Annotated in this window: 10 protein-coding genes; 5 read left to right on the plus strand and 5 right to left on the minus strand. The window is 57.6% G+C overall.

The window, feature by feature from the left end:
• Nucleotides 1-21 precede the first annotated feature (21 nt).
• Complete coding sequence (locus ROI90_RS09710) at nt 22-1,029, plus strand: SDR family oxidoreductase (RefSeq protein WP_315998146.1); 1,008 nt, start codon at nt 22-24, stop codon at nt 1,027-1,029.
• Between the two features lie 73 nt (nt 1,030-1,102).
• Nucleotides 1,103-1,975 carry a glucose-1-phosphate thymidylyltransferase RfbA gene (gene rfbA / locus ROI90_RS09715; protein WP_315998147.1) on the plus strand — a complete coding sequence of 291 codons (873 nt, stop codon included), beginning with the start codon at nt 1,103-1,105 and terminating at the stop codon, nt 1,973-1,975.
• 88 nt (nt 1,976-2,063) lie between these two features.
• Here rfbA and chrA read toward each other — a convergent pair whose 3' ends face one another.
• Both chrA and ROI90_RS09725 read right to left on the minus strand, forming a co-directional pair.
• A complete protein-coding gene (gene chrA / locus ROI90_RS09720) occupies nt 2,064-3,296 on the minus strand; it encodes a chromate efflux transporter (RefSeq protein WP_315998148.1) in 1,233 nt (410 codons plus the stop codon).
• A gap of 162 nt (nt 3,297-3,458) precedes the next feature.
• Nucleotides 3,459-4,436: an isopenicillin N synthase family dioxygenase gene (locus tag ROI90_RS09725; RefSeq protein ID WP_315998149.1), complete on the minus strand. Its 978-nt coding sequence runs from the start codon at nt 4,434-4,436 to the stop codon at nt 3,459-3,461.
• A 437-nt stretch (nt 4,437-4,873) separates the two neighbouring features.
• Between ROI90_RS09725 and ROI90_RS09730 the strand changes: the two genes are divergently transcribed.
• Nucleotides 4,874-6,919 (plus strand): OmpA family protein, encoded by a 2,046-nt coding sequence (locus ROI90_RS09730; RefSeq protein ID WP_315998150.1) that lies wholly within the window; start codon nt 4,874-4,876, stop codon nt 6,917-6,919.
• A 145-nt stretch (nt 6,920-7,064) separates the two neighbouring features.
• Here the strand turns inward: ROI90_RS09730 and floA are convergent, their stop codons facing one another.
• The 3 genes from floA to proS all read right to left on the minus strand — a co-directional run bounded on the left by floA (nt 7,065) and on the right by proS (nt 10,277).
• A complete protein-coding gene (gene floA / locus ROI90_RS09735) occupies nt 7,065-8,066 on the minus strand; it encodes a flotillin-like protein FloA (RefSeq protein WP_315998151.1) in 1,002 nt (333 codons plus the stop codon).
• Between the two features lie 57 nt (nt 8,067-8,123).
• Complete coding sequence (locus ROI90_RS09740) at nt 8,124-8,684, minus strand: NfeD family protein (RefSeq protein WP_456077700.1); 561 nt, start codon at nt 8,682-8,684, stop codon at nt 8,124-8,126.
• A gap of 117 nt (nt 8,685-8,801) precedes the next feature.
• A complete protein-coding gene (gene proS, locus ROI90_RS09745; RefSeq protein ID WP_315998153.1) occupies nt 8,802-10,277 on the minus strand; it encodes a proline--tRNA ligase in 1,476 nt (491 codons plus the stop codon).
• A 187-nt stretch (nt 10,278-10,464) separates the two neighbouring features.
• Between proS and ROI90_RS09750 the strand changes: the two genes are divergently transcribed.
• Together ROI90_RS09750 and ROI90_RS09755 are read left to right on the plus strand one after the other, a co-directional pair.
• Nucleotides 10,465-11,868 carry a hypothetical protein gene (locus ROI90_RS09750; protein WP_315998154.1) on the plus strand — a complete coding sequence of 468 codons (1,404 nt, stop codon included), beginning with the start codon at nt 10,465-10,467 and terminating at the stop codon, nt 11,866-11,868.
• Nucleotides 11,869-11,960: 92 nt separating this feature from the next.
• Entirely contained in the window at nt 11,961-13,478 is a 1,518-nt protein-coding gene (locus ROI90_RS09755) for an OmpP1/FadL family transporter (RefSeq protein WP_315998155.1), read from the plus strand.
• Nucleotides 13,479-13,494 lie beyond the last annotated feature (16 nt).

Genomic DNA, 13,494 nt, shown 5'->3' on the forward strand with positions numbered 1-13,494 from the left:
CGTGCTGATTATCCCCAAGAAATGTACAATACTCCTTTTCACGACCAGCCGCTCGACAACCTGAGCTTCCTCGTTACCGGCGGGGCCGGCTTTATCGGCTCGAACCTGGTGGAATACCTGCTCAAGTACGGCGCCAAAGAGGTGCGCGTGCTGGATAACTTCTCCAACGGCTTCCGCAAAAACGTGGCGCTGTTCGAAGGCAACCCGTCCTTGCGCGTCATCGAAGGCGACATCCGGGACCGGCAGACCTGCATCGACGCCTGCCAAGGCATCGACGTGGTGTTGCACCAAGCGGCCCTGGGCTCGGTGCCGCGCTCCATCAATGACCCCATCACAAGCAACGACGTGAACGTGGGCGGCTTCGTGAACATGCTGGTAGGTGCCAAGGAAGCCGGCGTGAAGCGTTTCGTGTACGCGGCCTCCAGCTCCACCTACGGCGACCATAAGGCCCTGCCGAAAGTGGAGGACCGCATCGGCAAGCCCCTCTCGCCCTACGCCGTCACCAAGTACGCCAACGAGTTGTACGCCGACGTGTTTGGCAAGACGTACGGCATGGAAATCATTGGCCTGCGGTACTTCAACATCTTCGGCCCGCGCCAGGACCCGAACGGGGCCTACGCCGCCGTCATTCCGCTGTTCATTGATGCCGTGCTAGAAGGCCGTCCGCCCCGCATGAACGGCGACGGGGGCCAGACCCGGGACTTCACCTTCGTGGAAAACTGCGTGCAGGCCAACATCAAGGCGGCGCTGGTGCAGAACCCCGAGGCGGTGAACCAAGTGTACAACGTGGCCGTGGCCGACCGCACCTCGCTCAACGACCTGTTCAACATCCTGAAGGAAGAAGCCGGCTCCGACATCACGCCCGAGTATGGCCCCGACCGCGCCGGTGACATCCGCGACTCCCTGGCCGACATCAGCAAGGCCAACAACCTGCTCGGCTACCAACCACAGATCCGCATTCAGGAAGGCTTGCAGAAGACGCTGAGCTGGTTCAAGGAGAATCAGGCGTTTATTGCCGAGCGGAATTAGTCTGTCTGGCAGATAAAGCAGGACGTTCTTTTATCCAAGTTTCTAAGTCCTCAAGACTCCAAGTCCATACCATATGAAAGGCATCATTCTCGCCGGCGGTTCCGGCACCCGGTTGCACCCTCTTACTTTGGCCGTATCCAAGCAGATGATGCCGGTGTACGACAAGCCGATGGTGTACTACCCGCTGTCCATCCTGATGATGGCCGGCATTCGGGAAATTCTCATCATCACCACACCCCACGACCAAGCTCAGTTCAAGAAACTGCTTGGTGATGGTTCCAACCTGGGCTGCCGCTTCGAGTACGTGGTGCAGGAAGTACCTAACGGCCTGGCTCAGGCCTTCGTGTTGGGTGCCGATTTCATTGGCAACGATAAAGTAGCCCTGGTGCTCGGCGACAATATTTTCCACGGCGAAGGAATGGAGGAACTGCTTAAAAGCAACAATAACCCCGATGGCGGCGTGGTGTACGCCTACCACGTGCACGACCCGGAGCGCTACGGCGTAGTGGAGTTCGATGCTAATAACAAGGCACTCAGTATTGAGGAAAAGCCCGCTAAGCCCAAGAGTAACTACGCCGTGCCCGGCCTGTACTTCTACGATAATGAGGTGGTGCAGATTGCCCGCGACTTAAAGCCCAGCCCCCGCGGCGAGTACGAAATAACTGACGTGAACCAGGAGTACCTGCGCCGCGGCAAGCTGAAAGTGGGCATCCTAGGCCGCGGCACTGCCTGGCTTGATACGGGTACGTTTGAAAGCCTGATGCAAGCTGGCGAGTTCGTGCGCGTGCTGGAGCAGCGTCAGGGCCTGAAAGTGGGCTCCATTGAGGAAGTGGCCTACCGCCAAGGCTTCATTGATGCCGACCAGCTGCGCAAAATTGCCGAGCCTCTGCGCAAGAGTGGCTATGGTGACTACCTCATGCGCCTGCCTGAGCAATTGCTGATGTAATTAGTGGTGAAATAGTGTGAGATGGTGAGTTTGGTGTTTTATCGCGCCGTTCGGGCGGGTTGAACACCAAACCCACCATTTCACTATTTCACCAGATAAGCCCTGCCACCAGCGCCGCCCCCACGATAAGATAGGACGGTACTTTTTCCCACAGCAACAGCAGAAAGGTAGCGGCAATAAGGGCCAAGTTGATGGGATGGTCGGGAAGGGGGTGGTAAAGCAGAAATGTAGCGGCGCACACCAGTCCGGCCGATACAGCGTTGATGCCTTCCAACGACGCCTTTATTACGCGGTAGCGCTTGAGCTGGTCCCAGAACCGAATCAGGAAGAAGATGAGTAAGGTGCCAGGCATAAAGATGCCAACTGCCCCTACCAAAGCCCCCAACAGCTGCCCATCAAGGCCGCTGCCTTCCCGGCGCATGGCCAGGGCCCCAATGTAGGAGGCAAACGAGAAATTAGGCCCTGGCAGGGCCTGCACCATCCCCAGGCCCGAGAGAAATTCCTCGGGAGAGAGGTAATGTTTGAACTCTACAAACTCAGTATAAAATAGGGGTGCCAATACCTGCCCGCCCCCAAATACGAGGCTTCCGTTGCGGTAAAAATTCTCGAACAGGCGTACCGGTAGCCACTGCGTGTACTGACCAAGCACGGCGGCTCCCACAAAAACACCCAGCCACAGCAGAAAATTGGGCCACTCTATGCGCAACGGTACCTTGGTTTCCTGGGGTAGTTTCCGGTACCGGAAAGTAGTGAGCAGCCCCCCGGCCAGCAGCAGAATGGGCATCAGCCAAGGCACCTGAAACCGGTAGACTAGCATAGCCGCTATAACCATTAGGGCCACCGAGGTTTTGGTATGAATAACCTTCTCGGCAATTTTGTAAGCGGAGTAAGCCACAAACCCTACTGCCACTGGCTGCACGTACTGCACCAGCCGGGCCACCTGCTCCTTATCCAAATAGCTGATGGTAAGTCCAGCGCAGGTCATGATGCACACAGCCGGCAGCATCCAGACCAGCAGCGTAAGGTAAGCCAGGTTGGGTCCGCCCAGCCGGAAACCAATGGCCGTAATGGTCTGGGTGGAGGTCGGGCCGGGCAAAATCTGACACAAAGCCGTTAATTCCAGTAACTCGGCTGCCGTGAGGTAGCGGCGCTTGTCAACCAGCAGGCGCAGCATCATGGCAAGATGCGCCTGCGGACCCCCAAAGGCGCTTAGCCCCAGGGCCGCCACATCTTTCAGGAAAATGAGGTTGCGGCCCCGCTTTACCTGTTTGGCACGGTGGGGCAGAGGAGCCAGTTGTATGTCTTCTTGCGGCGAAACCACAGGGCAAGGGAGAGAAGGCGGAAACAGTACCGGACAAGATAATAAGTTGCCTGCTCATCGGCTTGGCTTATACCCCAGCGTAACCGTATGTAGCCAGCCGTAAAAGCAAAAAAAGGCCTGCTCCCGAAAGGAAGCAGGCCTTTTTTATGGCGGAAAGACAACCTATTTCTTCTTGAGGCCCAATTCAATCAGGCGCTCATTCAGGAACTCACCGGCCGTGATGTCGGCCTCCTTCTTAGGGTTTTCGGGAGTTACGCAGTTCTCCAAGGCTGCCAAGCTCATTTCGGAGCGCGGGTGCATAAAGAACGGCACGGAGAAGCGCGAAGAGTTCATTTTCTCGCGGGGCGGGTTCACTACGCGGTGAATGGTGCTTTTCAGTACGCCGTTGGTCAGGCGCTGCAGCATGTCACCTACGTTCACCACAATCTGGTCGGGTAAGGCGGTAATCGGAATCCACTGGTCGTCGCGGCGCTTCACCTGCAGGCCATCGGCCGAGGCTCCCATCAGCAGGGTGATGAGGTTGATGTCGCCGTGCTCGGCGGCACGTACGGCATCGGTTGGTACCGCGTCGGGGTTCTCAATAGGGAAATAGTGAATAGGGCGCAGAATGCTGTTGCCGTTGCGCACCTTATCATCGAAGTAATTTTCCGGTAGTTTCAGATACAACGCAATGGCGCGCAGCACATCTTTGCCAGCGGCTTCCAGCGTGCGGTAGGTCGTAAAAGTGCTTTTGTGAAAGCCCTCCACCTCCTTCGGCCAGATATTGGCGGGGTACTCTTGGCCAATGGGGTCGGTCTGGTCCTCTACTTCTTGGCCCACATGGTAAAACTCCTTCAGGTCGCCGGTATTGCGGCCTTTAGCGTGCTCTTTGCCTTTGCTTACGTAACCGCGCTGGCCTGCCAGTTCCGGCTTTTCGTATTGCTGCTTCACGTCGTCGGGCAGCGAGAAGAACGACTTTACGTCGGCATACAGAGCCTGGGTCTGCTCATCGGTGAGGCCGTGGTTCTTGAGGGCCACGAAACCAATGTTCTGGTAAGCTTCGCCGAGTTGTTGAACAAAACGGGCTTTGCGCTCAGGGTCACCGGAGCGGAAATCAGCCAAGTCAAGCGAGGGAATTTCGTCTAGCAGCTTCTCTTCCATGGTGTGGGAAAAATAGTGTACTTAAGGGGAACGGTACGTACCCCGCAAGGTACGACAAATGCATGGATTCGTGAACAGCAGTTCTGTGGTCAGGCTACTGGTAATAACCCAAACAGGGTAGGCAAAATGCAACTTTTGTTTCTCGGCCACGTCTGTACGGCCGCACCCAACAGAGTTGTGCCAGATGGGGTATGCCGGCGGTTGCCTGCACTAGGAAGCAGCCACTGACAGTTCTGAGCCAGAACACAATCTATGTAGTAACTTGGTTCCGAATTCTTATGTGCCTTCTGCGGTCTGTAGAGGGCATTTGCCGGGGACCGGGAGCAAGTAGCGAAACTTCCGGCCGGGCTGCGACGTCTTCAGGGTTGAAGACGAGTGCGCGGCACTGCTCATCTGGGGACTGCCTCACCAGAAGCATTTGATTTGACCTTGAACGTATGACTCTTACAAAATTACTATTGTCGGCGGGGCTGCTGTTGGGGGCGGGCGGTGCAGCACAGGCACAGCACGCCGTATGGGCTTCCAAAGTGGTAGCGGTTTCATCCCAAAAGGCTGAGGGGAAGGAGGCATTTTCGCCGGAAAAGGTACTGGGCGAACCCAATGCCACCCCGCTGGGCCAAGCGCACAACGAAGCCTGGATTCCGAAGAAGGAAGGCAGCAACGAGTTTATAGAAGTGCGGTTTGGCAAGTCGTTGGTGGCCAAGCAAGTGACAGTGGTAGAAAATTTCAACCCGGGGGCCATTACCAAGATTGAGTTGGTGGACACCCGGGGGCAAAAACACCAGGTGTACTCCAACGACAGCCCAGGCCCCTTGCCAGAGCAGTACCGCACGCTGCAGGTTACGTTTTCGCCGGCCACGTACCGCACTATAGGAGTAGTGGTCAGCTTAAACACCAAGGCCGTAAATGGCGTCAATCAGATTGATGCCATTGGGGTGGCTGATGTGGCGGAGACAATGGTGAAGAAAGAGTTCCGAAACGAGCAAAGCGGAGTCAGCTTCGACTCCTCTATGGTGAACTTGGGACCCACCGTCAACTCTAAGTTCGTGGATACGCACCCGGTTATTTCACCGGATGGTCGCACGTTGTTTTTTGCTCGTCAGGAAAACCCCCAGAATGTAGGTGGAGCTAAAGACGTGCAGGACGTGTGGTACAGCAACCTCACCAACGTCGACAAAAAGCTGTGGGGCACGGCTAAGAATATCGGCAGCCCCATTAACACCCCCCGCGACCCTAATGGAGTGGCTTCGGTGTCGGCTAACGGCCAGCAGCTGCTGTTAATTGGCGTATACCAGCCCGATGGCTCAATGGTGCCCAAAGGCCCCAGCGTGAGCCGCCGCACACCCACCGGCTGGACCAAACCAGAGAAAGTAGAAATTGAGGATTACTACAACGACGACCCGGAAAACGTTGACTTTTTCCTGGCTACCTCGGGCAAAGTGATGCTCATGGCAGTGGACCGCAAGGATGGCCAGGGGGAGCAGGATTTGTACGTAAGCTTTCTGAAAGACGACGGCAAGACGTGGACCAAGCCCCGCAACCTGGGCGCTACCGTCAATACCAAGAAGCCTGAGTTTGCGCCTTTTCTGGCCTCCGATGGCAAAACCTTGTATTTCGCCTCGGAAGGGCACGGGGGCTACGGCAAAAGTGACTTGTTTTACAGCAAGCGGCTGGATGATACCTGGACCAATTGGAGTAAGCCTCGCAACCTGGGAGCCAGCGTAAACTCCCCCGATTTTGATGCCTATTACACTGTTTCGGCGGCCGGGGAAGACGCTTACCTGGTATCGGCACGCAAAGGCATTGATGGCTCCAAGGACATTTTCCGCATCAGCCTGAAGCCCACGTTCCGGCCCGAAATTGTGACGCTGGTGCGGGGCAAAGTACTGGACGCTTCCACCAAGAAACCAGTAGCCGCCACCATCCGCTACGAAAACCTGCTGACTGGAGAAGAAATTGGTGTGGCGGAAACGAGCCCTCTTGATGGCTCCTATACTATAGTGCTGCCTTCCGGGGCGCACTATGGCTACCGGGCCGAAGCCAAGGACTACCTGGCCGAATCGGACAACCTGGACGTAACGGACCGGCAGAAGTACTCCGAAATCAACCAGGACTTGTACCTGGTGCCATTTGCGGTGGGCCAGAGCATCAAGCTGAACAACATCTTCTTTGCCCAGAGCAAGTACTACCTGCGCGAGAATTCTTATCCGGAACTGCTGCGCCTGGTGCGTATCCTGAAAGATTATCCGCAGGTAGAAATCAAGCTCGAAGGCCACACTGACAACCAGGGCGACCCGCAGCTAAACGTGAAGCTGAGCCTGGACCGCGTAAATGAGGTGAAGAAATACTTAGTGCAGAAGGGTATTAGCGGCAACCGCATTACCACCGAAGGCTACGGAGGCAGCAAACCAGTAGCCAGTAACGACCAGGAAGAAACCCGTAAACTTAACCGCCGCGTAGAGTTCCGGATTACGAAGAAGTAGAGAAGGAAATATGCTTGATGTGGTCAGGAATGTGGGAGATGTAAAAATTCTATAGCACAAAGGGCCGGTTTCTATCAGAAACCGGCCCTTTGCTTTGCAAGGCGACGAATTGCTCAATCCCTCTCGCGCTTCACATTTCTCAGATTCACGACATCCGGCCTTCGTCGCGGCCGGGTTTGGTGCTGCTGTTCTGGCCACTGGGGTTGGCAATGGAGTCACGCATATCAGTGTCGGCCTGCACATTGCGCATTTTGTAGTAGTCCATCACCCCCAGGTTGCCGGAGCGGAAAGCATCGGCAATGGCTTTCGGAATTTCAGCTTCAGCTTGCACAACCTGCGCTTTGGCTTCCTGAGTTTTGGCGCGGTTTTCCTGTTCAATAGCTACTGCCATAGCGCGGCGCTCCTCGGCCTTGGCTTCGGCAACCTTGAGGTCGGCGGTGGCCTGGTCGATTTGCAGCTTAGCCCCGATATTCTCTCCAATATCCACATCGGCAATATCAATGCTCAGAATCTCGAAAGCCGTACCAGCGTCCAGCCCTTTGCTGAGCACCAGCTTGGAAATCTTATCGGGGTTTTCCAACACTTCCTTGTGGGAGCGAGATGAGCCGATGCTGGTCACGATACCCTCACCCACGCGGGCCAGAATGGTTTCCTCACCGGCCCCGCCCACCAGCTGCGTAATGTTGGCGCGCACCGTAATCCGGGCCTTGGCAATGAGTTGAATCCCGTCCTGAGCCACGGCAGCCACGTTGGGCGTGTTGATGACTTTGGGGTTTACCGAGGTGGTTACGGCCTCAAAAACGTCGCGCCCGGCCAGGTCAATGGCCGTAGCCTGCTTGAAGCTGAGCGGGATGTTGGCCTTGTCGGCGGAAATCAGGGCCTTGATAACGCTGGGAATATTGCCACCGGCCAGGTAATGGGTTTCCAGGTCGTTGGCTGTTAACTCAAGGCCGGCCTTGGTGCTAGTGATGAGGGAGTTGACAATGAGGGAAGGTGGCACCTTACGTACCCGCATGAACGCCAGCTGGAACAGGCTCACCTTCACCCCCGAAAACAGCGCCGTAATCCAGAGGCTAATGGGGAAGAAGTAGAGAAAGACCAGCAGAGCAATGCCACCCACAATGAGCGGAAAGAGAGGAAAATCCATGCGGGAAAGGGAAAAGATGGAAGAATATGGAATGTTACGCTTGGTGCTGGTAAGCTGCTAAGCCACCAGCTCTACCACAATGCGGTTGTGCTCAATACCCAGCACCCGCACGGCGGAGCCGGCGGGTACAAACTCGCCGCGGGTGGTAACCTCACGCCGGTCGTCCTGGAACAGCACGGTGCCGGCCGGCCGTAAGGCCGAGAGGGTGCGGCCCAGCGTGCCGGGCAGTACATCGGGGTGACGCACATCCTGCACTTTGGTGTGGTTTACCTGGGTCAGGGCCACGCGGTTCAGGTTTTGGGGTCGTAGCCCCCAGTACACCAGCGCGCCAGTAATAAGTAAGGAACCTACCAGCAGGATATGCCCGGTGCTGCTGCCCAAGTCACGGTAACCAAACCAGATGCCAGCCGCCAGTAGCCCAAAGCCTACCAGGCCTACCACCGTGGTGCCTGGAATGAAAATGACTTCGGCCGCCAGAAAAACCAGCCCGAAGAATAACAGCAAAGCAATGGTAAGCCAGTCCATAGCAGAAGTAGTTTGGTTGCGGAAAAGATACACAAACCCCGCGCATCCGCGCGCCTGAAGCCCGAGTAGCCTGTTTACTTCTGGCTTAGCCACAAACCAACAGAAGATACCGTGTTACAAAAAAGCGGGAGCTGCCCATCGGCAACTCCCGCTCAAAAGCAGGTTCCACGCGAGCTGTGAAATTCAGCCGCCTCGCTTTCCCCTTGAAGCCTAGTAGGCTTTGGCGAAGTGGGCGCGGCGCTTGGAGGGACGGCCCGTTACAATGCACACACCTTCTTCCTGGGGCTCAGCCAGGGCCAGGCAGCGGATGGTAGCTTTGGTTTCCTCCTTGATGCGCTCCTCCGTTTCGGAGGTGCCATCGTAGTGGGCCAGCACGAAACCTCCCTTGCCTTCCAGCACCTGTTTGAACTCCTCGTAGCTCTCCACGCGGGTGGTGTGGGTTTCGCGGTAGCTCTGGGCGCGCTGGTAAATGTTCTTCTGAATGTCCTGCAGCAGCTGGTCCACGCTGTTCACGATGTCCGTGAGGGGCAGCGTCATTTTCTCCTTGGTGTCGCGGCGGGCTACTTCCAGAGTGCCGTTTTCCAGGTCGCGCATGCCTACGGCAATACGCACGGGTACGCCTTTCAGCTCCCACTCGGCAAACTTGAAGCCGGGGCGCTCCGTGTCCCGATCGTCAATCTTCACCGAAATGCCCCGCTCAATCAGGCCCATCTGCATGGGGCGGATGCGCTCCAGCAGCTCATCCAGCTGGCCGGTTTTGTAGATGGGCACGATGACCACCTGAATGGGTGCCAGTTTGGGCGGCAGCACCAGGCCTTCATCATCCGAGTGCGCCATTACCAGCGCGCCCATCAGGCGGGTGCTTACGCCCCAGCTCGTGCCCCATACGTGCTCCAGCTGGCCCTGCTTGTTGGCAAACTGCACGTCGAAGGCCTTGGCAAAGTTTTGTCCCAGGAAGTGGGAGGTACCGGCCTGCAGGGCTTTACCGTCCTGCATCAGACCTTCGATGCAGTAGGTTTCTACGGCCCCGGCAAACCGCTCGTTTTCGGTTTTCACGCCTTTTACTACGGGCAGGGCCATCCACTCCTCGGCAAACTGGGCGTACACCTCCAGCATCTGGCGGGTTTCAGCCAGGGCTTCCTCGGCGGTGGCATGGGCCGTGTGGCCTTCCTGCCACAGGAACTCGGCGGTGCGCAGAAACAGGCGGGTACGCATTTCCCAGCGCACTACGTTGGCCCACTGGTTGATGAGCAGGGGCAGGTCGCGGTAGCTCTGAATCCAGCCTTTGTAAGTGCTCCAGATGATGGCCTCCGAGGTGGGGCGCACAATCAGCTCCTCTTCCAGCTTGGCGTTGGGGTCTACGCGCAGCTTACCGGGCTTGTCGGGGTCGGTTTGGAGGCGGTAGTGGGTAACCACGGCGCACTCCTTGGCAAAGCCCTCGGCGTTTTTTTCCTCGGCTTCAAACAAGCTTTTGGGCACAAACAGCGGGAAATAGGCGTTCTGATGGCCCGTGCGCTTGAACATGTCGTCAAGGGTGCGCTGCATCTTCTCCCAGATGGCGTAGCCGTAGGGCTTAATCACCATGCAGCCCCGCACCGAGGAGTTTTCGGCCAGGCCGGCGCGCTTCACCAACTCATTGTACCACAAAGAGTAATCTTCGGTGCGTTTGGGCAAACTTTTGCTCATATCTTGAGGTATTGTAGAAGTAGTGAAAAAGTTCCTGTTTCTGGTACAAGATTTGACGTAGAAAAAGGGCACCGTTTCGGCCCCAAATTACGTTATTAAATCTGGAGGACTAGGCCCTGACGGACTGTGCATTGTTGGCCCTCACTCGCTCTTCCTATTTCTGATACAACTTTACGCGTAAGCAGCCATGAAAAAGATCCTTTCACCTTTATTGCCCGCCCTGGCCCTGCTTACGCTGGGAGGCTGTGCAAGCTCCTCTTACCTCGCTACCACTGAAAACGACGGGATGTACTATTCCTCGTCGGACCGGGTAACTGTTCCCGCCCAGGCGGCTACGGCGGCCGCTCCGGCCTCGGAAGAAGCCACCACTGTGGAACCCGGCGACGTGACCAACCCCGACTATGATGGTACCGTTGGCCGCAGCTCGGCCACGGGCTCAGGGGAGTACTACGATGACGACTACTACTATGCCTCGCGGCTGCGGCGCTTCCATAGCCCGTACCGGGGCATTGGCATGGGCTATTATGATTTTGCCTACACCGATCCTTACTGGTACGGTGGCGGAGCAGCTTACTCGCCTTGGGGCTACGGCTACAATGGGCTATATGACCCCTTCTTCAGCCCCTGGGGCTACGGCAGCGTAAATATCAATATCGGTTTCGGCCGGCCCTGGTACCGCCCCTGGCGCGGCGGCTACGGCTACAGCCCCTACGATTACGGCTTTGGTAGTCCTTGGGGCGGCTATGGCTTTGGCAGTCCCTGGGGGGGCTATGGTGGCGGTTACTACCCCGGCTTGTATGGCGGGGGCTACGGGGGCGGCTTCTACGGGGGCGGTGGTTACTACGGCGGCAATGGCTGGGGTAACTACTACGAACGGCCGGGTCAGCGCGCTACCTACGGGCCCCGGCGCGACCGGGCTACGGATGGGCAGCGCTTGGCGGCTCCCAATACTAACGTACCAGCCAGCTCTGGCCGTGGCCGAGTGCAGGAGGGTGGTTTCACGGGGGGCGGCACACCCGGCAGCACAACTAGCGGCGTAGCCGGCCGGCCTGAGGGCAGTGGCCGCCGCCGGGTGCAGGAAATAACTGATACGAACACGCCGCCGGTATCCTCTCCGCAGCCATCCACCCGGCGGGTACGGGAGGCGCAGGTATCGCAGGCGGAGCAGGTGCCACTACCATCTCCGCAGGCCGAGCAGATACCGGGTGGCCGGCGCTGGCGGACGCTTGATAACACCACCAACGGTACGGTATCCAGCCCCAACGGTGCAGGTACCCAATCGTCGTCCGGTGAGCAAACCCGTCGTCGCCGGGTAGAGTGGAATCCGGCTGGTGGTACTACGGGCTCGGAGCAGCAGCCGGCACAGCCGCGCGTGGCTGACCAACCCCGCCGTCAGCGCCTCTACGACCAGTCGTCGCAGCCGAGCCAGCCCCGCCGGACATACTCTGAGCCTGCCCGCACGTATGAGCAGCCTTCCCGGTCATACGAGCAGCCTAGCCGCTCGTATTCCGAGCCCTCCCGTAGCAGCAGCAGCGGTAACTCGGGTGGCGGTGGCTCTGATGGGGGAGGCCGCCGGGGCCGGGTGCAGTAAGCCCCTGACGCTTCCGGCTCATATATCAAACCTAGGTAATTATCTGTGAGATGCCCGGCAGCCTGTCGGGCATCCCTTCCTTCTCTTTTCCTATGAAAACGCTGAAATTCGGCTTAGCCGTGGCCTTAATGGGCTCGGCCAGCCACGCTTTTGCCCAATACAATACGGATGCTCTGCGGTTTTCCCAGACCCAGCCCACCGGTACGGCCCGTACACTAGGCTTGGGGGGGGCTTCGGCTGCTGTGGGCGGCGACTTCGGGGCCGCCACGATAAATCCGGCGGGCCTTGGTATGTTCCAACGCTCGGAGTTTACCTTCTCGCCGGGGCTGAGTAACCTGAACTCAAGCAGCCGGGCCTTTGGCACCACCACCTCTGATTCGCGCAGTAACCTACACATTGGCAGTATAGGGCTGGTATTCGCCAACCGCCGCCCCGATGATGATACCGCGCCCTGGCGCTCGGGGGCGTTTTCCTTTGGCTTTACCCGCATTGGCGACTACAACTCTAATTTCCGCTACCAGGGGCGGCCCCAACTTGAGCAGGATATTTTTCAGCGGCTGAATGAGGACCGGGGGGCCGCGCTGGATGACCTGGCCTACGATACCTACCTGACCGACAGTCTGAATGCCAATAACGGCACTACCGGCCGCCTAGTAAAACGCGGAATATCGGGTCCATTCAACGATACCGGGCAACTGGACCAGGCTGAAACGGTGCGGACGACAGGCTCCCAGAGCCAGTACGACTTCGCCTACGGAGCCAGCTATATGGACAAGATTTACATCGGGGGCGGTATTGGCATCGTAACCTCACGCTATACTTCCGAGAATATCATAACTGCTTCCGATACGGAGCCAGTAAGTAATGCGGCGGGTACTTCCTTTGCCTCCCTGACCCAGCGTGACTTTTTGGAAACGAAGGGAACGGGTTTTAACGCCCGCATCGGCATTATTTACAAGCCCGTAGATGCACTGCGCATTGGGGCCTCCGTGCAAACTCCTACGTATCATCAGTTTACTGAAACGTACAGCTCCTCGCTAAGCGCCCGGTTTGATAAGCCCGTGCAGGTTGGCTCCCAGAGCTTCAACTCGGCCAGTTCGTCCCTCGACCCCAATATCTTCGATTACGCCGTGACTACGCCATTTCGGGCAACGGGCGGGGTAGCGGCCGTAATTGGGAAGTATGGCTTCCTGAGCGGGGACGTGGAGTACGTGAATTATGCCAGTGCCAACCTCAGCAACTACAACAATGAGGGAGTAACCGGCAACTTCGACTTCGGACCCGACAATGACGCCATTGATAATCTATACAGAAGCACCGTGAACCTGCGGGTTGGCGGAGAGGTGCGCGCCGACATTTTTCGGGTGCGGGCCGGTTTTGCCCGGTACGGCAGCCCATACAAAAGCTCGGCAGTAGACCAGGCTCGGACGTTTTACACGGGTGGCGTAGGGCTGCGTCAGAAGAACTTCTTCCTGGATGCGGCCGGCGTGTATAGCAGCGGCACCCGCCTGTACTCACCCTATTCCCTACGGAACGCGGCCAATACGCCCGTGGTGGAGGTAGACAACAAACGCTTTACTACCACGCTCACCGCTGGCTTCATGTTTTAGCCTTGTAAGCCAATAG

The organism is Hymenobacter endophyticus (assembly GCF_032464715.1).
In the GTDB taxonomy this organism is placed as follows: Bacteria; Bacteroidota; Bacteroidia; order Cytophagales; family Hymenobacteraceae; genus Hymenobacter; species Hymenobacter endophyticus.

Excerpts from the sequence above, each read along its gene's own strand:
- ROI90_RS09710 (WP_315998146.1), top strand. The coding sequence starts at position 22 with ATGTACAATACTCCTTTTCACGACCAGCCGCTCGACAACCTGAGCTTC.
- rfbA (WP_315998147.1), top strand. The coding sequence starts at position 1,103 with ATGAAAGGCATCATTCTCGCCGGCGGTTCCGGCACCCGGTTGCACCCT.
- ROI90_RS09725 (WP_315998149.1), bottom strand. The coding sequence starts at position 4,436 with ATGGAAGAGAAGCTGCTAGACGAAATTCCCTCGCTTGACTTGGCTGAT.
- ROI90_RS09730 (WP_315998150.1), top strand. The coding sequence starts at position 4,874 with ATGACTCTTACAAAATTACTATTGTCGGCGGGGCTGCTGTTGGGGGCG.
- floA (WP_315998151.1), bottom strand. The coding sequence starts at position 8,066 with ATGGATTTTCCTCTCTTTCCGCTCATTGTGGGTGGCATTGCTCTGCTG.
- proS (WP_315998153.1), bottom strand. The coding sequence starts at position 10,277 with ATGAGCAAAAGTTTGCCCAAACGCACCGAAGATTACTCTTTGTGGTAC.
- ROI90_RS09750 (WP_315998154.1), top strand. The coding sequence starts at position 10,465 with ATGAAAAAGATCCTTTCACCTTTATTGCCCGCCCTGGCCCTGCTTACG.
- ROI90_RS09755 (WP_315998155.1), top strand. The coding sequence starts at position 11,961 with ATGAAAACGCTGAAATTCGGCTTAGCCGTGGCCTTAATGGGCTCGGCC.